The organism is Martelella sp. HB161492, assembly GCF_013184775.1.
In the GTDB taxonomy this organism is placed as follows: domain Bacteria; phylum Pseudomonadota; class Alphaproteobacteria; order Rhizobiales; family Rhizobiaceae; genus Martelella.
In genome coordinates this window covers 120378-140963 of the sequence record NZ_JAATVV010000002.1, presented here as the reverse complement: position 1 = coordinate 140963, position 20586 = coordinate 120378, and the positions used below count along the sequence as shown (strand labels likewise).

21 protein-coding genes are annotated in these 20586 nt (G+C 58.8%); 11 read left to right on the top strand and 10 right to left on the bottom strand.

Annotation, left to right across the window (positions count from 1 at the left end; genetic code table 11):
• Positions 1-9 precede the first annotated feature (9 nt).
• The 3 genes from HCK86_RS03405 to HCK86_RS03395 all read left to right on the top strand — a co-directional run bounded on the left by HCK86_RS03405 (position 10) and on the right by HCK86_RS03395 (position 4787).
• The gene (locus tag HCK86_RS03405; protein WP_176083084.1) at positions 10-681 is read left to right on the top strand and encodes a protein-L-isoaspartate O-methyltransferase; all 672 of its coding nucleotides are present in this window, start codon (positions 10-12) and stop codon (positions 679-681) included.
• 269 nt (positions 682-950) lie between these two features.
• Positions 951-1649 (top strand): DUF2497 domain-containing protein, encoded by a 699-nt coding sequence (locus tag HCK86_RS03400; RefSeq protein WP_176083083.1) that lies wholly within the window; start codon positions 951-953, stop codon positions 1647-1649.
• Positions 1650-1868: 219 nt separating this feature from the next.
• A complete protein-coding gene (locus HCK86_RS03395) occupies positions 1869-4787 on the top strand; it encodes a valine--tRNA ligase (protein WP_176083082.1) in 2919 nt (972 codons plus the stop codon).
• A 71-nt stretch (positions 4788-4858) separates the two neighbouring features.
• Here HCK86_RS03395 and HCK86_RS03390 read toward each other — a convergent pair whose 3' ends face one another.
• The 5 genes from HCK86_RS03390 to rplM all read right to left on the bottom strand — a co-directional run bounded on the left by HCK86_RS03390 (position 4859) and on the right by rplM (position 7836).
• On the bottom strand, positions 4859-5188 hold the full coding sequence (locus HCK86_RS03390; RefSeq protein ID WP_176083081.1) for an antibiotic biosynthesis monooxygenase: 330 nt from the start codon (positions 5186-5188) through the stop codon (positions 4859-4861).
• Positions 5189-5211: 23 nt separating this feature from the next.
• Positions 5212-5820: a LysE family transporter gene (locus HCK86_RS03385; RefSeq protein WP_176083080.1), complete on the bottom strand. Its 609-nt coding sequence runs from the start codon at positions 5818-5820 to the stop codon at positions 5212-5214.
• 90 nt (positions 5821-5910) lie between these two features.
• Positions 5911-6681, bottom strand: coding sequence for an SDR family oxidoreductase (locus HCK86_RS03380; protein WP_176083079.1), 771 nt, complete (start codon positions 6679-6681; stop codon positions 5911-5913).
• Positions 6682-6892: 211 nt separating this feature from the next.
• A complete protein-coding gene (rpsI, locus tag HCK86_RS03375) occupies positions 6893-7372 on the bottom strand; it encodes a 30S ribosomal protein S9 (protein WP_176083078.1) in 480 nt (159 codons plus the stop codon).
• Entirely contained in the window at positions 7372-7836 is a 465-nt protein-coding gene (gene rplM, locus HCK86_RS03370) for a 50S ribosomal protein L13 (protein ID WP_141146934.1), read from the bottom strand. The genes rpsI and rplM overlap by 1 nt, the downstream gene beginning before the upstream one ends.
• 402 nt (positions 7837-8238) lie before the next feature.
• Here rplM and HCK86_RS03365 point away from each other — a divergent pair, with 402 nt between their 5' ends.
• The gene (locus tag HCK86_RS03365; RefSeq protein ID WP_176083077.1) at positions 8239-8676 is read left to right on the top strand and encodes a VOC family protein; all 438 of its coding nucleotides are present in this window, start codon (positions 8239-8241) and stop codon (positions 8674-8676) included.
• 9 nt (positions 8677-8685) lie between these two features.
• Here the strand turns inward: HCK86_RS03365 and HCK86_RS03360 are convergent, their stop codons facing one another.
• Positions 8686-9027 (bottom strand): hypothetical protein, encoded by a 342-nt coding sequence (locus tag HCK86_RS03360; protein WP_176083076.1) that lies wholly within the window; start codon positions 9025-9027, stop codon positions 8686-8688.
• A gap of 62 nt (positions 9028-9089) precedes the next feature.
• On the opposite strand from HCK86_RS03360, the gene HCK86_RS03355 reads away from it, so the two are divergent.
• Entirely contained in the window at positions 9090-9518 is a 429-nt protein-coding gene (locus tag HCK86_RS03355; RefSeq protein ID WP_176083075.1) for a CoA-binding protein, read from the top strand.
• A gap of 21 nt (positions 9519-9539) precedes the next feature.
• Here HCK86_RS03355 and HCK86_RS03350 read toward each other — a convergent pair whose 3' ends face one another.
• Positions 9540-9923 (bottom strand): DUF6455 family protein, encoded by a 384-nt coding sequence (locus HCK86_RS03350; protein ID WP_176083074.1) that lies wholly within the window; start codon positions 9921-9923, stop codon positions 9540-9542.
• Positions 9924-10067: 144 nt separating this feature from the next.
• Here HCK86_RS03350 and HCK86_RS03345 point away from each other — a divergent pair, with 144 nt between their 5' ends.
• Together HCK86_RS03345 and HCK86_RS03340 are read left to right on the top strand one after the other, a co-directional pair.
• On the top strand, positions 10068-11351 hold the full coding sequence (locus HCK86_RS03345; RefSeq protein ID WP_176083073.1) for an O-acetylhomoserine aminocarboxypropyltransferase: 1284 nt from the start codon (positions 10068-10070) through the stop codon (positions 11349-11351).
• Between the two features lie 189 nt (positions 11352-11540).
• The gene (locus tag HCK86_RS03340) at positions 11541-11810 is read left to right on the top strand and encodes a hypothetical protein (RefSeq protein WP_176083072.1); all 270 of its coding nucleotides are present in this window, start codon (positions 11541-11543) and stop codon (positions 11808-11810) included.
• Positions 11811-11842: 32 nt separating this feature from the next.
• On the opposite strand, the gene HCK86_RS03335 is transcribed toward HCK86_RS03340, so the two are convergent.
• A complete protein-coding gene (locus HCK86_RS03335) occupies positions 11843-12544 on the bottom strand; it encodes an LrgB family protein (protein ID WP_176083071.1) in 702 nt (233 codons plus the stop codon).
• A complete protein-coding gene (locus HCK86_RS03330) occupies positions 12531-12938 on the bottom strand; it encodes a CidA/LrgA family protein (RefSeq protein ID WP_176083482.1) in 408 nt (135 codons plus the stop codon). The genes HCK86_RS03335 and HCK86_RS03330 overlap by 14 nt, the downstream gene beginning before the upstream one ends.
• A gap of 136 nt (positions 12939-13074) precedes the next feature.
• On the opposite strand from HCK86_RS03330, the gene HCK86_RS03325 reads away from it, so the two are divergent.
• Positions 13075-13953, top strand: coding sequence for a LysR family transcriptional regulator (locus tag HCK86_RS03325; protein WP_176083070.1), 879 nt, complete (start codon positions 13075-13077; stop codon positions 13951-13953).
• 36 nt (positions 13954-13989) lie between these two features.
• Here the strand turns inward: HCK86_RS03325 and HCK86_RS24275 are convergent, their stop codons facing one another.
• Positions 13990-15174 carry a GGDEF domain-containing protein gene (locus HCK86_RS24275; RefSeq protein WP_176083069.1) on the bottom strand — a complete coding sequence of 395 codons (1185 nt, stop codon included), beginning with the start codon at positions 15172-15174 and terminating at the stop codon, positions 13990-13992.
• Positions 15175-15513: 339 nt separating this feature from the next.
• Here HCK86_RS24275 and clpP point away from each other — a divergent pair, with 339 nt between their 5' ends.
• The 3 genes from clpP to lon all read left to right on the top strand — a co-directional run bounded on the left by clpP (position 15514) and on the right by lon (position 20398).
• Positions 15514-16143 (top strand): ATP-dependent Clp endopeptidase proteolytic subunit ClpP, encoded by a 630-nt coding sequence (gene clpP / locus HCK86_RS03315; RefSeq protein ID WP_141146945.1) that lies wholly within the window; start codon positions 15514-15516, stop codon positions 16141-16143.
• A gap of 327 nt (positions 16144-16470) precedes the next feature.
• Positions 16471-17748 (top strand): ATP-dependent Clp protease ATP-binding subunit ClpX, encoded by a 1278-nt coding sequence (clpX, locus tag HCK86_RS03310; protein WP_176083068.1) that lies wholly within the window; start codon positions 16471-16473, stop codon positions 17746-17748.
• 232 nt (positions 17749-17980) lie between these two features.
• Positions 17981-20398, top strand: coding sequence for an endopeptidase La (gene lon / locus HCK86_RS03305; protein WP_176083067.1), 2418 nt, complete (start codon positions 17981-17983; stop codon positions 20396-20398).
• The last annotated feature ends 188 nt before the right edge of the window (positions 20399-20586 follow it).

Here is a 20586-nt window from a genome sequence, read left to right as displayed (position 1 = left end):
GGTGCAGCAATGGTGAATTTCGAAACGGCGCGGGTCAAAATGGTCGAAAGCCAGATCCGGGCAACGGACGTAACGTCTCATCCGGTGATTTCTGCTTTTCTCTCGGTACCGCGTGAGGCCTTTATCGCTGCCGAGAGCGCCGCGCTGGCCTATATCGATGAGGATATTCAGGTCACGGCGCCGTCAGCCGGGGCGCCGGCGCGCTATCTGATGGAAGCGTCGCCGCTGGCCAAGCTGCTTCAGCTTCTCGAAGTCACCAAGAGCGACGTTGTGATGGTGGTTGGCAGCTGCGAAGGCTATGCGACAGCGATTCTGTCGCTGCTTGCCAATTCCGTTGTCGCCGTCGAGAGCGACGAGGCGCTGGCATCGTCGTCATCCGAAAAGCTCACCGAGCTCGGCTACGATAATGCCGCCGTTGTCTGCGCACCGCTGGAAGAGGGCTACGCGCCCGAAGCGCCCTATGATGCGATCTTCATCAATGGTGCCGTGGAATACATCCCGGAGGCCATTCTGTCGCAGCTTCGTGATGGCGGCCGGCTCGTTGCCGTGGTCGGTTATGGCCATGCGGCCCGGGCCAAGCTCTATCGGCGCGATGGCGAAAGCTTCTCCGAATTTGCATCTTTCAACGCTGCAGTGAAGCCGCTGCCTGGCTTCAGCAAAGCCCGTGCCTTCGAGTTTTGAGAGCGGTTGCGCCGGCCGGTGTGACATCTCATTGAAAAAACTGTGAATACGTTATTACAGGAAACCCTGGCACACTCTTGTCTTGGCGCCGTCTGTCTTATGATGCGATTCGTTTCTGAAGTTTCGCCAGTGCGGAATACCGGGCGGTCCGTGGGATTGCGGATGGGTCGGCAAGCCGGCGAAGGGTATGAAATTCTGCGTATGTTTGGGTATCGCAGAACACAGAAAGGTGAGTAATGGCGCAGCCAAAGATGCAGCAAGAACCGTCCATGGAAGAGATCCTCGCGTCTATCCGCAGGATCATCGACAGCGGTGATGAGGCCGGGCGCGAGCTTGAGCGCCAGCGCCGCCTTCCGCAGGACAGCGAGCCCGAGGCCTATGGGGCCGAACCGGAGCACAGCCCCGAGGGCCATTTCGCCGCGGCACAGGAGGATGCGGATCACAGTTTCTCCCCCATTGCGCATGAGGCTGAGGCGCCCGCCGATATCTCTGAAGCGGCAACATCGCGGGACTGGGTCCGCCCTGCGCCGGTTGTCGTCAACCGCGGTGATGACATGGCCTGGCGCGGGACGCGCTCCGAGCCGGCGATTCACCCCGCTTCTATCGGTGAGGTGGCTGCCGAGGTTCGTGCCGCGACAGAGCGTGAACTTGCCGAAGAAACCCGCGACCCCGAGCCAGTTCACCTTGCCGAAGCGACTGTTGTCGCGCCTGAGCCGGTGGAAATGGCGGCTGAACAGCCCCGGGAAACGGAGCATCTGGTTTCGCTTGATGCGGAAAAACGTGTCGGCGATTCTCTGCGTGAACTGAGCCGGGCGCTGAAACGCGAAGGCTCGCGAACGGTTGATGAGATCGTCACGGCCGAACTGCGGCCGCTGCTCAGCGAATGGCTGGACCGCAACATGCCGCCGATCGTCGAACGTCTGGTTGCGGCAGAGATCCGGCGCATGCGTGAAGGCCTCGAGGACTGAAAAGACCCGGTTTTACGCCTGTTCTTCACTGAAGCCGCCCTCTCCCGGGCGGCTTTGTTGTTGACAGTGTTTGTAGCAACCGCTTAACAACGGCTATTCTGAAAGCGGGCCGGATCTTGCCTCAGGCAGACCGCTCGCGACCTATTATTCTGAGCGGAACCCGACGCGGAGGCAGATGTCTTTGCCGCAGGGTCCGGCAAACGCAGGAACTGGCTCGAAATGCTTGAAAAGACTTATGATGCCGCGCGCGTTGAACCCGATATCGCCAAGCGCTGGGAAGAGGCTGATGCCTTCCGTGCGGGCGCCAATGCCAAGCCGGGTGCGGAGTCCTTCAGCATTGTGATACCGCCACCGAATGTGACGGGCTCGCTGCATATGGGCCACGCGCTCAACAACACGCTGCAGGACATCATGATCCGCTTCGAGCGCATGCGCGGCAAGGACGTGCTGTGGCAGCCGGGCATGGACCATGCCGGCATTGCCACGCAGATGGTCGTCGAGCGCAAGCTGATGGAAAACCAGTTGCCGGGACGCCGGGAAATGGGCCGTGAGGCCTTTGTCGACAAGGTCTGGGAGTGGAAGGAAGAATCCGGCGGCACGATCTTCAATCAGCTGCGCCGGCTTGGTGCCTCCTGCGACTGGTCGCGTGAGCGATTCACCATGGATGAAGGTCTGTCGAAGGCCGTTCTTGAAGTGTTTGTAACGCTTTACAAGGAAGGGCTGATCTATCGCGGCAAGCGCCTGGTCAACTGGGATCCGCAATTTGAAACCGCGATTTCCGATCTCGAGGTCGAGAACAAGGAAGTCGACGGCCATATGTGGCATTTCAAATATCCGCTGGCCGGCGGCGAGACCTACACCTATGTCGAGAAGGACGCTGACGGCAAAGTCGTCTTCCAGGAAGAGCGCGATTATATCTCGATTGCCACCACCCGCCCGGAAACCATGCTGGGGGATGGTGCTGTTGCCGTCCATCCGTCTGATGAGCGCTACAAGCCGATTGTCGGCAAGTTCTGCGAGATTCCCGTTGGTCCCAAGGAACATCGCCGCCTGATCCCGATCATCACCGATGAATACCCGGATCCGACCTTCGGATCGGGCGCGGTCAAGATCACCGGCGCTCATGATTTCAACGACTATCAGGTCGCCCGCCGCAACAAGATCCCGCTCTATCGCCTGATGGACGTCAAGGCTCAGATGCGCGATGATGGCGAGCCCTATGCCGTCTGCGCCGCTCAGGCGATGACGATCGCCAAAACGGGCGCGCTGCCGAACGAAGCCGAAGTTGATGACATCAATCTGGTGCCGGATGAGTATCGCGGTCTTGATCGCTATGTGGCACGCAAGCGCATCATTGCCGCCATCACCGAAGAGGGGCTGGCCGTCACGGTGACGAATGGCGAGGGCGAAACGGTTCCGCTGGTCGAGAACAAGAAGATCATGCAGCCTTTCGGCGACCGTTCCAATGTCGTCATCGAACCGATGCTGACCGACCAGTGGTTTGCCGATGCCAAGACGCTGGCTGAGCCCGCCATTGAGGCTGTTCGCAACGGCACGACCAAATTCGTCCCGAAGAACTGGGACAAGACCTATTTCGACTGGATGGAGAATATCGAGCCCTGGTGCATCTCGCGTCAGCTCTGGTGGGGCCATCAGATCCCGGCCTGGTATGGCCCGGACGGCCAGGTCTTCGTTGAGAAGACCGAGGAAGAGGCGCTCGACGCCGCTGTTCAGCACTATATTTCGCATGAGGGCCCATGGAAGGCATGGATCGAGGAACGTCTCGAAAACTTCGAGCCCGACCAGATCCTGACCCGTGACGAGGACGTTCTCGACACTTGGTTCTCTTCCGCGCTCTGGCCGTTCTCGACGCTCGGCTGGCCGGATGAAACGCCGGAGCTTGCCCGCTATTACCCGACCAGCGTTCTGGTGACCGGTTTTGACATCATCTTCTTCTGGGTCGCCCGGATGATGATGAGTTCGCTCTATTTCATGAAGGATGAGGATGGCGAACCGGTTGCGCCTTTCCACACGGTCTATGTTCATGCTCTGGTGCGCGACAAGCACGGGCAGAAGATGTCGAAGTCGAAGGGCAACGTCATCAATCCGCTCGATCTGATCGATGAATATGGTGCTGATGCGCTGCGTTTCACGCTGGCGATCATGGCGGCGCAGGGCCGTGACGTGAAGCTGGATGAAAGCCGCATCGCCGGCTATCGCAATTTCGGCACCAAGCTGTGGAATGCCACGCGCTTTGCCGAGATGAACGGCATGAAGCTGGACCCGGATTTCGCGCCGGAAAAGGCGACCCAGACGATCAACCGCTGGATCCTGACGGAACTGTCCAAGGCTGCCGAGGATGTGACGCAGGCAATCGAAGCCTTCCGCTTCAACGATGCGGCGGGCGCCCTCTACCGCTTTGTCTGGAACCAGCTTTGCGACTGGTATCTGGAGCTGCTGAAGCCTGTCTTCAACGGCGAGGATGAGCAGGCCAAGGCAGAAGCGCAGGCCTGCATCGCCTATGTTCTGGCCGAAACCTACAAGCTGCTTCACCCCTTCATGCCCTTCATGACTGAAGAGCTGTGGGCCTATATCACGGATGGCAAGCAGGGTCTGGCATGCCATGCCGACTGGCGCGTGCCGATCTTCCGCGATGACAAGGCTGCCGCCGAGCTGAACTGGCTGGTGGATCTGATCACCGGCATCCGTTCCGTTCGCGCAGAGATGAACGTACCGGCTGGTGCCATGGCGCCACTGGTCATGGTCGGTGCGAATTCTGATACCCGTGAACGCCTTGGCCGGCACTATCCGGCCATCGAGCGTCTGGCCCGTGTCTCTTCGCTCGATTTCGAGAAAATCGCGCCGAAGGGCTCTGCCCAGGTGATCATTGGCGAGGCCACGGCCTGTATCCCGCTGGGTGAGCTGATTGACATCTCGGCTGAGACGGCACGTCTGAACAAGGCAATCGGCAAGGTCGATGCCGATATTCAGCGCTCGGAGAAGAAGCTCGGCAACGAAAAATTCGTTGCCAATGCTGATCCGGAGGTCGTTCAGACCGAGCGTGACCGGCTTGAAGAGCACCGCCAGCAGCGCGAGATCCTCGCCGTGGCTCTGGCACGGGTCAGCGAGGCTGGCTGACAAGGGCGGGGCATACCTGAAATGAATGGAAAGGGCGGCCTGATCGGGCCGCCTCTTTCGTTCAGCCTGGCCTATTTTCGCCCAAAGCCATAGGCGCGATCGATCCTGCCGATGCGCACGTCGTAAGCCTCATACCAGTTCAGACGTCCCAGGCGCTGGGCGGCCAGATGATCGACATTGCGCTTCCAGGCACGGATAGCATCCTCGCTCTCCCAATAGGAATTGGTGATGCCGAAACCGGCTGCATCGCGCGCGCTGTCGAAGCCGATGAAGCCCGGCTGCACCTGCGCCAGTTCAACCATCGCATCTGACATCGCGTCATAGGCTAGGTGATCAGCATCGAGACGCTGCGATGAAAAGGCGACGATATAGTAAGGCGGTGCGGGGAATTTGTTCGGCATGGCTGTCATTTCCGTTGTGGCGGTCAGGTCCGGCGCGCTTCATCCAGTATTTTCAGGCCGAACAGCAGCATGAAGCCACCGGCAATCCGTCCGAGCCAGAGCCCGGCCCTGCTATAGAGCCGGCGAATGAGGGGGGTCGACAGGAACAGGGCGACAAGCCCGTACCAGGCGAAGGCCTGAAGCGTGATCCAGACGATCACCGCAAGATAGAAGCCGGGTGGCGCGGTGGCGGGCAGCACGAGCGCGAAAACGCTTGTCCAGAAGACCGCCGACTTCGGATTGGACAGCGTCGTCATGAAGCCGGAGCGGAAGGGCGCTCCGCCACGCGGAGGCTCTGCCGGCGTCGATGCCCTGCGTGCCAGGATCATCCGGATGGCGATATAGATCAGATAGGCCGCTCCGGCGATGCGCAAGAGACGGTAGAAGATACCCGCCTGCAGCAGAAATGTACCAACCCCGGCAAGGCTCAGTGCAAGCCAGATGAAGCTGGCGGCGGCGACGCCGGCGGCCGCGCGAAACCCTGCCGAGCGTGATCTGGTCGCCGCAAAATAGCTGACGGCAACCGTATTCGGCCCCGGCAGCATCGCCATTAACAGGTGAATCAATGCGAGATGCAGGAAAGCGCTGAGCATTTTGGTCCGGCCCGTTCGTCAAAGGTGGTGTCCGGACATTTAGGTGAAGCCGCGGCCATTCTGTCAAGCTATGGCGCCTGCCGTCATGCTCTACATTTTTACCGAATGGCCGCCGTCAACGGTGATCGTGGCACCATTGATGAAGGAGCCCGCATCACTGGCGAGCAACAATGCTGCGCCGGCGATTTCCTCGGGCCGGCCCCAGCGCTGCACCGGAACACGGGACCGGGCGAAGGCCAGCATGTCCGGATCATTGGCCAGATGCGCATTGGTTTCGGTTGCGAACATGCCCGGCGCGATGATGTTGCTGGTGATGCCGAGCGACCCGTATTCCACCGCGAGCGCACGGGCAAAGCCTTCCAGTCCGGCCTTGGCTGCGGGATAGAGGTTGTCGCCGGGCAAAGCATTATGGGCGGTGATCGAGCTGACAAAGATCAGCCGCCCGTGGCCATTCGTCTTCATCGCGGCGGCAGCGTCGCGGGACAGGGCGATGGCACCGATCAGATCCGTGGCCATGAAGGCGGCAATTTCGTCGTCGCTGAAGGCATCAATGCTGCGGCGGTCGCGAGCACCGACATTGTTGACGAGAATATCCAGCCGCCCATGCGCCTTGAGGATTTCTGCGATCGCCGCCCGCCGGGCTTCACCATCGGCGAGATCGAAGGTGCTGCCGGAGGCCGTGCCGCCAGCCGAGCGGATATCATCGCAGGCGGCGGCGAGACCCGTCTCATTGCGGCCGGTGATAATCACATGGGCGCCGGCTTCGGCAAAGGAACGGGCGATTTCAAGGCCAAGGCCCTGCCGGGCGCCGGTCACAAGCGCTATTCGTCCTTTGAGAGAGAAGCGATCGAGTATGGCCATGGCAAAGCAGTCCTTTCCGGGGGGGGGCGCGAGGCTTGTGCTAACAGGATAACCTGTTTTCAGACATCTTTCAGGCGGGTCAACCCGAAACCGGTCTCCTCGCCACGTCAGGCCTGCTGATCGTGAAAGCCACCTTGCTGGCTATGATCCTAAAGACAAGAAAAGGGCCGCACGAGGCGGCCCTTTTCCAAAACTGCAATTTCCGGAGCGATTAGCGCTTGGAGAACTGGAACGAACGGCGGGCCTTGGCCTTACCGTACTTCTTACGTTCAACAACACGGCTGTCGCGGGTCAGGAAGCCGCCCTTCTTCAGAATCGAGCGCAGGGCCGGTTCGTAGTAGGTCAGCGCCTTGGAGATGCCGTGACGAACGGCACCGGCCTGACCGGACAGGCCGCCGCCGGTAACAGTGGCGACGATGTCGAACTGGCCATCACGCGCAGCGGCAACGATCGGCTGCTGCAGGATCATCTGCAGAACCGGACGGCCGAAATAGGCGGTGAAGTCCTTGCCATTGACGGTGATCTTGCCGGAACCAGCCTTGACCCAAACGCGGGCGACGGCGTCCTTACGCTTGCCGGTAGCATAGGAACGACCGAGGTCGTCTACCTTGCGTTCGTGAACCGGAGCGGCAGGGGTGGCATCGGCAGTGGCGATATCGCCCAGGGCCTTCAGATCGGAAAGCTCGGCCATTATGCGCTCCTTACATTCTTGCTGTTGAGCTTCGCAATATCAACTGCGACGGGATTCTGTGCTTCATGCGGATGGTTCGGACCTGCATAGACGCGCAGGTTCTTCATCTGGCGACGGCCAAGCGGGCCGCGCGGGATCATGCGCTCGACAGCCTTCTCGATGACGCGTTCCGGGAAACGGCCTTCGATGATCTGGCGCGCAGTGCGTTCCTTGATGCCGCCGATATAGCCGGTGTGCCAGTAGTACATCTTGTCGGTGTACTTCTTGCCGGTCATAGCGACCTTTTCGGCATTGATCACGATGACATTGTCACCGTCGTCAACATGCGGCGTGTAGGTGGCCTTGTGCTTGCCACGCAGGCGAAGTGCGATGAGCGAGGCGAGGCGACCGAGGACGAGGCCTTCAGCGTCGATCACGACCCACTTCTTTTCCACCTCGAGAGGCTTCTGGGAAAAGGTAACCATTTTTTCTACTCTTGTTTTGGACCCGGTCCGTTGCCGGTCGGGCATTTCTTGTTGCTTCTATTGATGGGCATACGCGCATCAAACGACAACGCCGGCCTTGGCCGACGTCAGCGGTTGTATAATCGGAGGTGAAAGGATGGTCAAGTGGTCCATTCCGGCATGATGTAAAAATTATCGTTTTAAAACAATGGCTTGTAATTACGGTATTATGTTACCACATATCTTTGTGGCTTCGTGACGCGAATTTTGCTGTTTCAGCGCTGTCAGGACGGGGAATGCGCTTCAGGCGCAGTCTGGCTGAAACGAAGGAAGGCCGTTGCGGCCGCCTGGATAGGGCAATCGTCATTGACTTGATAAATGCACGGCGTAAACTGAACAAATAAAGAACAAAGGGATGCTTCCATGACGAAATTTGATCGACGCATGACCATGATCACGCTCGGCGTCGCCGATCTTGAGCGTTCCACGGCATTTTATGAGCGTCTTGGCTGGGCACGTTCGGTCGCCTCACAGGAGGGGGTAACCTTCATCGCGCTCGACGGGATCGTGCTGTCGCTGTTCGGCCGAAAGGCGCTGGCGGAGGATGCCGGCCTCAAGGACGACATTGCCGGCGGATTTCCGGGTTTCTCCCTGGCCTATAATGTCGACAGTGAGGCGGCTGTCGATGAAGCGGTGCAATTTGCCTGCGCATGCGGCGCTAAGCCGGTGAAGCCGCCCCGCAAGGTCTTCTGGGGCGGCTATTCGGGCTATGTCGCCGATCCGGACGGCTTCTTGTGGGAGATTGCGTTCAATCCTTTCATGCCGCTTGACGACAAGGGCCATATGATTCTGGAGCAATGATGCGCGTCATCACCTGACGCAGAAGATGTTGAGCGGTTCATCCGAACAATCCGGCGGGCCGGATTCGCAGCTCAGCATGAAGCAGGATTTCGTATCCTTGGTCGGGATATAGTTCTTGACGGCGTGGCCGGCCTGAGCAAAACAGACACCCGGTCCCCGGACATAGCGGTCATAAAGTATGCGGCCGCTGCCATCCGGTGCTGGGTAGCGCAAGATTGCTGCCTCTTCCTGGGCAACAACGGCCTGTGCCTGGGCGCAGGTCATGGTATTGACGTCATATCTGTTGATGGCGCTGGCCGGGGCTGTGCTGGCGATCACAAGTGCGGCAGCAAGAGCGAGTCTCAATTTCATTGGGTCCTCCAGTCGATCAACCGATGATTGTTCGACAATAACATGCGGAAGGGTTGTTTCCTATGAACGAAATTGGCGAAGACCAGATTATCCATCACGTTCTCTCGACCGTGAAAACCATTGCGCTGGTCGGTGCGTCGCCGAAACCCGAGCGCCCGAGCTATGGTGTCATGGGCTTTCTTCTTGGGCGTGGATACGAGGTCATACCCGTCAATCCGGGCCTGGCCGGCAAGACCATTCATGACAGGACCGTCTATGGCAGTCTCGCCGATATCGGCCGTCCGCTGGACATGATCGATATCTTCCGCGCCTCCGATTTTGTCGGCGGCGTCGTTGATGAAGCACTGGCCCTGGAACCGTTGCCGAAGGTGATCTGGATGCAGCTCGGGATTATCAATGATGCGGCGGCGGCAAAGGCGCGGGCTCAGGGAATGACGGTGATCATGGACCGGTGTCCGGCCATTGAAATTCCGCGCCTGCTGGGACATTGAGGCCTTGTCGCCGCAGGCCTTTCAGCTCCGCAACATATGCGGGTTGGCACGCATCTCGTTGAGGATTTCCTGATTTTCGCAGTAATCGGTGAAATTGCGTTCCGCCGTTTCACAGGAAAGGTCATTGCGGCAGCGCGCTTTCGCGCGGCAGGCGGCGCAATTGGCCAGCATGCCATAATAGAGCCTTCGATATTGGAACTCGGCCTCGACCGGGTCGATATTGAGGGCCTTCATCATTTCCGTCATTTCATTGGCGTCGCGTGGCTCGGCATTCTCGATGTCCTTGGCCACAAGGCGCTGGAGAAAAGCCAGAAGCCCGGCCTCTTCACCTTCGAAATGCTCCGTGCTGCGCCATTCGGCAAAACGATCGCATGCGCGATCTTCATGGTCTGGTATAGTGCCCATCGCAAGCTCCCTTAATGTTGGGCAGTCTTGACGTTTGCACAGAACGCAGCATTGATCTTGATCAAAAGAAGCCGTTCCTGGTCAGTAGGAAGACGTTTTATCGTCGGGAGCAGGGGACGACATAACGCAAGGGAAGGAGAAATAATGAGCGAGAAAGAGCCGGGATTTGCAACCCTCTCTATCCATGCGGGCGCGGCACCAGACCCGACAACCAACGCCCGGGCGACGCCGATTTACCAGACCACATCCTATGTTTTCAACGATTCCGATCACGCGGCGGCGCTTTTTGGTCTGAAGGCTTTCGGCAATATCTACACCCGCATCATGAACCCGACGACAGCGGTTCTCGAGGAGCGTCTTGCCACGCTTGAAGGCGGCACGGCCGCCCTTGCCGTTGCCTCCGGTCATGCGGCGCAGTTTCTCACCTTTCACATGCTGATGCGGCCGGGCGATAATTTTGTCGCCGCCCGCAGGCTTTATGGTGGTTCGATCAATCAGTTCGGTCATTCTTTCGAGAATTTCGGCTGGCAGGTGCGCTGGGCTGATCCTTTCGATCCGGAGAGCTTCGCCGCTGAGATCGATGCGCGCACCCAGGCGATCTATATCGAGAGCCTTGCCAATCCGGCCGGTACCTTTGTCGATATCGAGGCGATCGCGAATGTTGCGCATGCGCATGGCCTGCCGCTGATCGTCGACAATACCATGGCGACCCCCTATCTCACGCGGCCGATCGCCCATGGCGCCGATATCGTCGTGCATTCCCTCACCAAATTCCTTGGCGGTCATGGCAATTCCATGGGCGGCATTCTCGTCGATGGCGGCACCTTCGACTGGTCGAAATCGGGCCGTTATCCGATGCTCAGCACGCCGCGCCCGGAATATGACGGGCTGGTGCTGCATGAAGCTTTCGGCAATCTCGCCTTCGCACTCGGCGCCCGGGTGTTGAGCCTGCGCGACCTTGGACCGTGCATTTCCCCTTTCAACGCCTTCATGATTGCGACTGGCATCGAGACACTGCCGCTGCGGATGCAGAAACATTGCGACAATGCGCTCGCCGTTGCCAAATGGCTGAAAACCCGCAGTGAGGTTGCCTGGGTCAGCTATCCCGGCCTTGAGGATGATGCCAACCACGCGCTGCAGCAGCGTTATGCGCCCAAGGGGGCGGGGGCGGTCTTCACCTTCGGCCTTGCTGGCGGTTTCGAAGCGGGCAAAGCCTTCGTTGAAGGGCTGAAGCTGTTTTCCCACCTGGCCAATATCGGCGATACGCGCTCACTGGTCATTCATCCTGCGTCGACGACGCATGCCCAGTTGACGGTCGAGCAGCAGATCGCCGCCGGCGCTGGTCCGGATGTGGTGCGCCTGTCCGTCGGTATCGAAGATGTCGAAGATATCATCGCAGATATTGAGCAGTCTTTCTCCAGGTTGTAACCAATCGGGCTGAGCCTCTGCCCGATCCGGCACGTCGAAGTTCCGCCAAGGGCCAGTGTCACAAGGAGGCAACGGTCTTTGGCGGCACGGTCATACCCGCTGCAGGCATTCGCCACCGCGCCATAATTTCGCACTAGTTTTCCGGCATTCGCGGAATGATTGTGATTGATGGCGAAGGAAAGGGACAGCGTGGTGGTGTTATTTCTGTTTTTTGTCGCGCTGGCTTTGGCGACGCCCTGCATTTCAGCGGAGCGGCGTGAAACTGGCGATGAGCGGCCCTTGCCGGCCGATGGCGTCACCGCGGTGTCAAGCGCCAAGCCCGCCTCTGATGCGACCGGACCGGTGGTTCTGTGCGCGGCTGGCACCAATCCCTCGGCGGATGGCTTGTTCCATCTGCCCGCAACGCGGCAACGCTGCATTCCGGGCGTGGTCGAACAGAAGGCACTGCAGATGCATTGAAATGGCTGGCCGGCCCTTGCGCGGCCGCCCGGTCAGCTGTTGAGCAGAATGTGCAGCAGCGGAGCGGTCAGGACATTGACGACGCCGACCAGCACCATAACCAGTCCGGCGACCGAGCTTTCCTCAAGGCCAATTTCCGTTGCCTTTGCAACACCGGCTCCATGGGCGCCCATGCCGAACAGCGCGCCGCGCGCCATGGCGGAGCGCAGGGGCAGAAAACGGATCAGAAAATCACCGATAATTGCACCCGAGACCCCGGTAATGACCACGAAGACCGCCGTGAGATCCGGCACGCCGCCAATGTTCTGGGAGACGTTCATGGCGAAGGGGGTGCTGAGCGAACGGGGCAGAAGGCTCAGGCGCAGACTGCCATTGAGGCCGAGAAGCGTGGCCAGCCCCCAGGCCGAGAGAATGGCCATCGAACTGCCAACGATGACGCCGAACAGCAGCACCGGCCAGTAACGCCTGATTGTCTTCCACTGCTCGAAAATCGGCAGGGCGAAGGCGACCGTTGCCGGGCCCAGCAGCAGAACAAGCCAGTGAGTCGCATGGATATAGCCCGCATAGTTCTGCTTCAGCAAAAGCGCCAGGAGAATGAGCAGCACTGGCGCCAGCAGCAGCGGTGAGGTGACTGGCGTCGGGAAGCGGCGATAGATCCGCTTGGAAAGCAGGTAGAACAGGATCGTCACGACCGACCAGAAGACGGTCACGACCACGGCTTCAAGAACGGGCATGTTTTGACTCGATGTGGTGCATGACATTCAGGCCGAATTCGACGGCCAGTGCGGTGCTGCCCATGACGACAACGATACCGCCAAAGATGACGGCGAGAATTTTCAGACCGAGAAGGCCCAGAAATTCGGGGTGATCAAGGATCGCCAGCACAGCCGGTACGAAAAACAGCAGCAGCTCGGCGAGAAACCAGCGGGCGCCACGGCTGATGCTCTGCGGCCTGAGATAGCCGCTCAGAAGTGCTGCCAGCAACGCGAACATGCCGATCACACCGCCAGGAATGGCCAGTCCAAGCACGTTGGCCAGCGACTGTCCGGCAAACCAGATCGCGCCGATCAGCACCAGTTGTCCCACACGGCTGCCACGCAGTTTGCGGCGCAGCATGACTGAAGCCATATGAAAATATGAGGGCGTGCCGGGGGCAGTCAGGGCGACCATGGTGTGTTCCTTTCGTCGCCGCAACATATAGGAAATTTCACAATATTCTCAAAGTGAATTGATTTCATTTGTGCTATTCCATATTGGAATAATGATGGAACTCAGAACGCTTCGCATTTTTGTCGCCGTTGTTCGTCATGGAGGCTTTTCGCAGGCCGCCAAGCACGTTTTCGTCACGCAGTCGGCGGTCTCCAAGGCCGTCCGCCAGCTGGAAGACGAGCTTGGCCTGGCGTTGATCGACCGGCAGGTACCCGGTGTGCAGCTAACCGATGCGGGGCGGGTTGTCTTTGCGCGAGCGCAACAGCTGCTGGCGCAGCGCGACGATCTGATGAATGAGCTCGATGAGCTGAAGGGCGTGCGACGCGGGCAACTCACCCTTGGCCTGCCGCCGATCGGCAGTGACGCGCTTTTCGCACCGATCTTTGCCGCTTATCGGGCGCGCTATCCTGAGATCGAGGTCAGCCTGTTCGAGCATGGTTCGCGCAAGCTGGAAGAACTGGTCACGGCCGGTGAGCTCGAGCTTGGGGCATCGCTGCTGCCCTTCAACGGCGCCTTCGACTGGCAGGATGTCATCGCTGAGCCGCTGGATGTCATCCTGCGCGATGATCATCCGTTGTCAGATCAAGAAAAAATAGGTTTATCAGAACTTTCAGGTGAAGCATTCATCTTGTTTGATAGCGGATTCGCGCTCAATCCGATCATTCTTGACGGCTGTCGCGAAGCTGGGTTCCAGCCGAATGTTGCCGCGCGGTCGTCTCAGATCAACTTCATTGTCGAGCTTGTTCATGCGGGTCTGGGCATCGGCTTCCTGCCGCGTCTGATCGCCAGCCAGCGCGTGCGGCCCGGTGTGCGGCATATTACTCTGAAGGATCAGGGCATGGTCTGGCATATGGCCTTCATCTGGCGGCGCGGCGGCTATCTGTCCTTCGCGGCCAAGGCCTGGCTGGATCTGGCGGCCGAGCTGCGTGGATAAGCCGCAGGCCGGACCCGGAAAAAACGGCGACGGAGCTCAGCCGGTTGCCTCGACGACGGAGAGCGAATGGGCCTTGTGATCCGGCAGCTGGACCGAGCGATTGCGGCCCGTCGTTTTTGCCGTGTAGAGCGCCTTGTCTGCCTTGGTGACCAGATCGTCTAGCGTGGTCTCGGCGCTGTCGCCGACGGCAAGGCCGATGCTCAGGCTCAAGGGCACAGACCGCTCTTCGAGCTCCAGCGGCTTGGAGCTGACGGCAATGCGGATCCTTTCTGCAATCTCGAAGGCATCCGAATCATGCCTTACGCGGGCGAGGATTGTGAATTCCTCGCCGCCCGTTCTGCCGAGGATGTCCTGGCTGCGCAGGCAGTTGCGAACGATATCGGTGAAATGCTGCAAAGCCAGATCGCCGGCGCGATGGCCGAAGGCGTCGTTGATCTGTTTGAAATGATCAAGATCCAGCGCGAAATAGGCGATTCGTCCGGGCAGCGCGTCTTTGCCGAAGAAACGGGCGGTTGCTGCATCAATTCCGCGCCGGTTCAGCGTTCCTGTCAGCGGATCGGTACTGGCAAGGCGTTTCAGTTCACTCTGGAACCGGTTCATCGCAAAGGCGACTGACAGAAAAACCTTGGCGGTGAACAGGAGGAAGGAGCTGATGATGAAAAATGTGATCGTTGTGCTCGAAATGGTGGCCTGAGGCGGCGCAGTGACGATCCTGACAATGGCGACCGCCTGGCTGACGCATTCAACGGCGAAGATGGCGGCAATGGCCAGGCGCAACAGATGGTTGCCGAAGCTGCGACTGTTGCGAAGAAAAACAACGGCGACGACGGCGCAGAGAACGATATTGCCACTTGCGAAAGCAATCAGGTTGGCGCCGGGAAGCTTGCCTGCCAGCAGAGCCATGGCGAGTGCCCAGGCAAGGATGGAAAAGGCAGTGCCGATGCGCGCCCGCAAATTGCAGAGCGATAGAATCGCCGTTGCGATCAAAATGTTGGCAAGGAACAGGAGGCCAAAGGAGAGGGCGCCTGTGCCTGAGATATTGATCACGCCGGTCAGCACGATCCCGGCCAGTCCGGCGCCCTTGATCAGAAGGCCGGCTGTCCACCAGGCGATGAACGGGCGTTCCCGCCTGCCAAACGTGATCGGCAAAAGCAGTGCCGCCATGAGAACACAGTCCGCAGCCCAGGCAATGATCGCGGTGGAGTTGTCAAAAACATGCACGCCAAGGTCCTCGTATGTAGCGAGCGTTACGCAAACGTCATAGCTCGGCCGGTAGTGCTACTCCATCAGCAAAACCGTCCATGGCGTCTGTAAACCGATTTAAAGTGCAATTTTTCATATTATCGTTGCGGTGGTGCAACTTCAGGGTTGTGGTTGAAGGGAGAATTCGGGATAAAGCGGCGAATCGGCGCTGACTTTTTTGGCCAGAGAAGGCGCCAAATGGATGATCCCTGCCGACATCCGTCAGGCTATGTCTTGAAGTGACATGCACCGGCGCTCTATGTAAAAGGGGAATTGAGTGAATCGGACGGTTCCGGCACCGCCGGAAAAAGGATGGACATGAAAAATCCCGTAGATACCGCTATGGCCCTGGTTCCCATGGTCGTTGAGCAGACCAATCGTGGCGAACGTTCCTACGACATTTATTCGCGCCTGCTGAAAGAAAGAATTATCTTCCTCACCGGTCCGGTCGAAGACCAGATTGCTTCTCTGGTTTGCGCGCAGCTCCTGTTTCTCGAGGCCGAGAATCCGAAAAAGGAGATTGCCCTTTACATCAACTCGCCAGGCGGGGTCGTGACGGCCGGCATGGCGATCTACGATACGATGCAGTTCATTCGCCCGGCAGTTTCGACGCTGTGCATTGGTCAGGCTGCCTCCATGGGCTCGCTGCTTCTTGCCGCCGGCGACAAGGGCATGCGTTTTGCAACGCCGAATGCGCGGATCATGGTGCATCAGCCTTCGGGCGGCTTTCAGGGGCAGGCCTCCGACATCGAACGTCATGCACGCGACATTCTGAAGATGAAGCGTCGCCTGAACGAGGTTTATGTCAAGCATTGCGGCCAGAGCTACGAAGAAGTTGAAAAAACCCTCGACAGGGACCATTTCATGGATCCCGATGAGGCGCGCGACTGGGGAATCATCGACAAGGTGATGACCTCACGTTCGGAAGTCGAGAATACGGCGTCCTGATTGCGACAGCCGGCCCGGCGGGATGCTGATCATCCATTCGGGCCCGGCTGCCGGATCGTGAAATTGGCCGCTGCACATAATTGTGTACGGTTTTGGGTTTAATCGGGCCATGAACTGATTATTAGTATTGACAGTTCAGGCTCGATATCGAGTTCTAGAGATGGAAATCTATGATCGGCGAGGCTGATCATTCGTAACCTTTGGGTCTCTGGATGAATTGTCTGTTGCGCACGGTCGTGCACTTTCCGAGGAACGGAAAAAGGCGGGGCAGGCGGTTAAGAAGAATTCCGTTCCGGTTAAGGAGCGACGTGCTGGAAGGAAGTGATTATGAGCAAAGTCAGCGGTAGCGGCGGCGGTGACTCCAAGAATACGCTCTATTGTTCGTTCTGCGGCAAGAGTCAGCATGAAGTCCGCAAACTGATCGCTGGGCCGACAGTTTTCATCTGCGATGAATGTGTCGAGTTGTGCATGGACATCATCCGCGAGGAAAACAAGACCTCGATGGTGAAGTCCCGCGATGGTGTGCCGACGCCGCAGGAAATCATGGGCGTTCTGGATGAATATGTCATCGGTCAGGGACAGGCCAAGCGCATTCTCTCCGTAGCGGTCCACAATCATTACAAGCGCCTGGCGCATGCCTCCAAGGGTAATGATATCGAACTGGCGAAATCCAACATTCTGCTGGTCGGTCCGACGGGCTGCGGCAAGACCTATCTTGCGCAGACGCTGGCACGGATCATCGATGTTCCCTTCACGATGGCAGATGCCACGACGCTGACGGAGGCCGGTTATGTCGGTGAGGATGTTGAAAACATCATTCTGAAGCTGTTGCAGGCTGCCGATTATAATGTCGAACGCGCCCAGCGCGGCATCGTCTATATTGACGAGGTCGACAAGATCTCGCGCAAGTCCGACAATCCGTCGATCACGCGTGACGTGTCGGGCGAGGGCGTGCAGCAGGCACTGCTGAAGATCATGGAAGGCACGGTTGCCTCCGTGCCGCCGCAGGGTGGGCGCAAGCATCCGCAGCAGGAGTTCCTGCAGGTGGATACGACCAATATCCTGTTCCTGTGCGGCGGCGCTTTCGCAGGCCTCGACAAGATCATTTCTGCGCGCGGCGAGAAAACGTCGATTGGTTTCGGCGCTTCTGTTTCGGCACCCGATGACCGGCGTGTCGGTGATGTGCTGCGCGATCTCGAGCCCGAGGATCTGGTGAAGTTCGGACTTATCCCGGAATTCATCGGCCGTCTGCCGGTGATCGCGACGCTTGAGGATCTTGATGAGGATGCGCTGATCCAGATTCTGACCGAGCCGAAGAACGCCCTGATCAAGCAGTATCAGCGCCTGTTCGAGATGGAAGATGTCGAACTGTCATTCCATGAGGATGCGCTGCGTGCGATCGCCGCCCGGGCGATTGAACGCAAGACCGGTGCACGTGGTCTGCGCTCGATCATGGAGAAGATCCTGCTGGATACCATGTTCGAACTGCCGACGCTGAAAGGCGTGCGTGAGGTCGTGATCTCCGATGAGGTGGTGGCGGGCACATCCCGTCCGCTCTACATCTATGCGAACCGGCCCGATGACAAGGCCAATGCTTCGGCCTGAGGCTGAAGCTTACCAGCTGTCGGGCCGGGCGCGGTGGAAACACCTGCGTCCGGCCCTCTTCGTTTTGGCTTAGGCCTTGGTGGCGGATGATCGAGCGCAGGAAAACGCAAGGCAATATTGAAATGCACCTTCCCAAGCTCCACTTGTTTCGCCACGGACACAAAAAATATTGATCGGCATCCTCCCGCCGATCCTCCGGTACTCCGCCGGATGAGTGAAAAGGAACGAATATATGACGCAGAACACGCCCGCAGCGACGCGCGCTGCCTTCCCGGTGTTGCCCTTGCGTGACATTGTGGTTTTCCCGCACATGATCGTGCCGCTGTTTGTCGGTCGCGAGAAATCCATCCGGGCGCTTGAGGAGGTCATGGCTTCCGACAAGCAGATCATGCTGATCACCCAGGTGAATGCCAGTGACGACGATCCGTCGCCGGAAAACCTCTATCGTGTCGGCACGATCGCCAATGTCCTGCAGCTGCTGAAGCTTCCCGACGGAACCGTCAAAGTTCTGGTCGAAGGCAAGGCACGTGCTGCCGTCGAGGACATTGCTGCGCACAAGGACTATTACGAGGCTCAGGCCGAGGTTCTGGCCGAGCCGGATGAAGATGCCGTTGAAATCGAGGCGCTGTCGCGCTCGGTCGTTTCCGAGTTTGAAAACTACGTCAAGCTCAACAAGAAGGTTTCGCCCGAAGTTGTCGGCGCTGCCGGTCAGATCGAGGACTATTCGAAGCTGGCCGATACGGTTGCCTCGCATCTTTCGATCAAGCTGACCGAGAAGCAGGAAATGCTGGAGACCACCAGCGTCAAGGAGCGGCTTGAAAAGGCGCTCGGCTTCATGGAAGGCGAGATTTCGGTTCTGCAGGTCGAGAAGCGCATCCGCACCCGCGTCAAGCGGCAGATGGAGAAGACACAGCGCGAATATTACCTCAACGAGCAGATGAAGGCGATCCAGAAGGAGCTTGGTGAAGGCGAGGACGGCCGCGACGAGATGGCCGAGCTGGAAGATCGCATCAAGAAGACCAAGCTGTCCAAGGAGGCCCGTGAAAAGGCCGATGCCGAGGTGAAGAAGCTGCGCAATATGAGCCCGATGTCTGCCGAGGCAACGGTCGTGCGCAACTATCTCGACTGGCTGGTCGGCCTGCCGTGGAACCGCAAGTCGAAGATCAAAACCGACCTGAAGCTGGCCGAGAAGATCCTCGACGAGGATCATTTCGGGCTGGAGAAGGTCAAGGAACGTGTCGTTGAATATCTGGCCGTTCAGGCGCGCGCCAAGAAGATCAAGGGGCCGATTCTCTGCCTCGTCGGACCGCCCGGCGTCGGCAAGACCTCGCTTGCCCGCTCGATCGCCAAGGCGACCGGCCGCGAATATGTGCGCATGGCCCTTGGTGGCGTGCGTGACGAGGCTGAAATTCGCGGGCACCGCCGCACCTATATCGGTTCGATGCCGGGCAAGATCGTTCAGTCGATGAAGAAGATCGGCAAGAACAATCCGCTGTTCCTGCTCGACGAGATTGACAAGATGGGCGCCGATTTCCGCGGCGACCCGTCTTCGGCCCTGCTCGAGGTGCTGGATCCGGAACAGAACTCGACCTTCATGGATCACTACCTCGAGGTCGAATATGATCTGTCCAATGTGATGTTCATCACCACGGCCAATACGCTGAACATTCCGGCGCCGCTGATGGACCGCATGGAGATCATCCGCATTGCCGGTTACACGGAAGAGGAGAAGCTGGAAATCGCCAAGCGGCATCTTCTGCCCAAGGCGATCGAGGAGCATGCGCTGAAGCCGGCGGAATTTTCAGTCAGCGACGCTGCCCTGATGCGGATCATTCAGCAATATACCCGTGAGGCCGGTGTCCGTTCCTTCGAGCGCGAGCTGATGAAGCTTGCCCGCAAGGCCGTGACTGAAATCGTCAAGGGTGACCGCACCGCCGTCGATGTGACCGCGGAAAACCTCGAGGACTATCTCGGCGTTCAGCGTTTCCGCCATGGCGAGGCCGAAGGCGAGGATCAGATCGGTGTCGTTACCGGATTGGCCTGGACCGAGGTTGGTGGCGAATTGCTGACCATTGAAGGCGTGATGATGCCGGGTAAGGGTCGTATGACCGTAACCGGTAACTTACGTGATGTGATGAAGGAATCGATTTCGGCTGCGGCATCCTATGTCCGCTCGCGCGCGGTAGATTTCGGCATCAAGCCGCCGGTCTTCGACAAGACGGATATCCATGTTCACGTTCCGGAAGGGGCAACGCCGAAGGACGGGCCGTCGGCCGGTGTCGCGATGACCACGGCGATTGTCTCGATCATGACCGGCATTCCGGTCAACAAGGACGTGGCGATGACGGGCGAGATCACCCTGCGCGGCCGTGTCCTGCCGATCGGCGGACTGAAGGAGAAGCTTCTGGCGGCGCTGCGTGGCGGCATCAAGACGGTGCTGATCCCGGAGGAGAACGCCAAGGATCTGGCGGACATCCCGGACAATGTGAAGAACGGTATGGAGATCATTCCGGTGAGCCGGATCGGTGAGGTTCTGCAGCATGCGCTGACGCGGATGCCGGAGCCGATCGAGTGGGATGCAGCCGCTGAAGCAGCTGCAATTTCCGCCAAAGAGGCGGAAGATGATTCCTCCAAGACCATGCCGCACTGATGCCGTAATTGGCCTGTTTTTCAGCAGTGTTGTGGAAAATGATGGAAAAGGCCGGTCATTCGCCGGCCTTTTCCATAGAAATCGGGTGAAGACTCTTGCATTTCGCCTAAAGCCAAGGCTTTTGATTTGCAGCGGGCGGCGGCATGAATAATCTGCACCCCAAGAACATTGAGTCGTTTCGAACCATT

Bases quoted from the DNA above. Each gene is read 5' to 3' on its own strand.
- HCK86_RS03405 (WP_176083084.1), top strand. From the start codon at position 10: ATGGTGAATTTCGAAACGGCGCGGGTCAAAATGGTCGAAAGCCAGATC.
- HCK86_RS03400 (WP_176083083.1), top strand. From the start codon at position 951: ATGGAAGAGATCCTCGCGTCTATCCGCAGGATCATCGACAGCGGTGAT.
- HCK86_RS03395 (WP_176083082.1), top strand. From the start codon at position 1,869: ATGCTTGAAAAGACTTATGATGCCGCGCGCGTTGAACCCGATATCGCC.
- HCK86_RS03390 (WP_176083081.1), bottom strand. From the start codon at position 5,188: ATGCCGAACAAATTCCCCGCACCGCCTTACTATATCGTCGCCTTTTCA.
- HCK86_RS03385 (WP_176083080.1), bottom strand. From the start codon at position 5,820: ATGCTCAGCGCTTTCCTGCATCTCGCATTGATTCACCTGTTAATGGCG.
- HCK86_RS03380 (WP_176083079.1), bottom strand. From the start codon at position 6,681: ATGGCCATACTCGATCGCTTCTCTCTCAAAGGACGAATAGCGCTTGTG.
- rpsI (WP_176083078.1), bottom strand. From the start codon at position 7,372: ATGGCCGAGCTTTCCGATCTGAAGGCCCTGGGCGATATCGCCACTGCC.
- rplM (WP_141146934.1), bottom strand. From the start codon at position 7,836: ATGGTTACCTTTTCCCAGAAGCCTCTCGAGGTGGAAAAGAAGTGGGTC.
- HCK86_RS03365 (WP_176083077.1), top strand. From the start codon at position 8,239: ATGACGAAATTTGATCGACGCATGACCATGATCACGCTCGGCGTCGCC.
- HCK86_RS03360 (WP_176083076.1), bottom strand. From the start codon at position 9,027: ATGAAATTGAGACTCGCTCTTGCTGCCGCACTTGTGATCGCCAGCACA.
- HCK86_RS03355 (WP_176083075.1), top strand. From the start codon at position 9,090: ATGAACGAAATTGGCGAAGACCAGATTATCCATCACGTTCTCTCGACC.
- HCK86_RS03350 (WP_176083074.1), bottom strand. From the start codon at position 9,923: ATGGGCACTATACCAGACCATGAAGATCGCGCATGCGATCGTTTTGCC.
- HCK86_RS03345 (WP_176083073.1), top strand. From the start codon at position 10,068: ATGAGCGAGAAAGAGCCGGGATTTGCAACCCTCTCTATCCATGCGGGC.
- HCK86_RS03335 (WP_176083071.1), bottom strand. From the start codon at position 12,544: ATGCCCGTTCTTGAAGCCGTGGTCGTGACCGTCTTCTGGTCGGTCGTG.
- HCK86_RS03330 (WP_176083482.1), bottom strand. From the start codon at position 12,938: ATGGCTTCAGTCATGCTGCGCCGCAAACTGCGTGGCAGCCGTGTGGGA.
- HCK86_RS03325 (WP_176083070.1), top strand. From the start codon at position 13,075: ATGGAACTCAGAACGCTTCGCATTTTTGTCGCCGTTGTTCGTCATGGA.
- clpP (WP_141146945.1), top strand. From the start codon at position 15,514: ATGAAAAATCCCGTAGATACCGCTATGGCCCTGGTTCCCATGGTCGTT.
- clpX (WP_176083068.1), top strand. From the start codon at position 16,471: ATGAGCAAAGTCAGCGGTAGCGGCGGCGGTGACTCCAAGAATACGCTC.
- lon (WP_176083067.1), top strand. From the start codon at position 17,981: ATGACGCAGAACACGCCCGCAGCGACGCGCGCTGCCTTCCCGGTGTTG.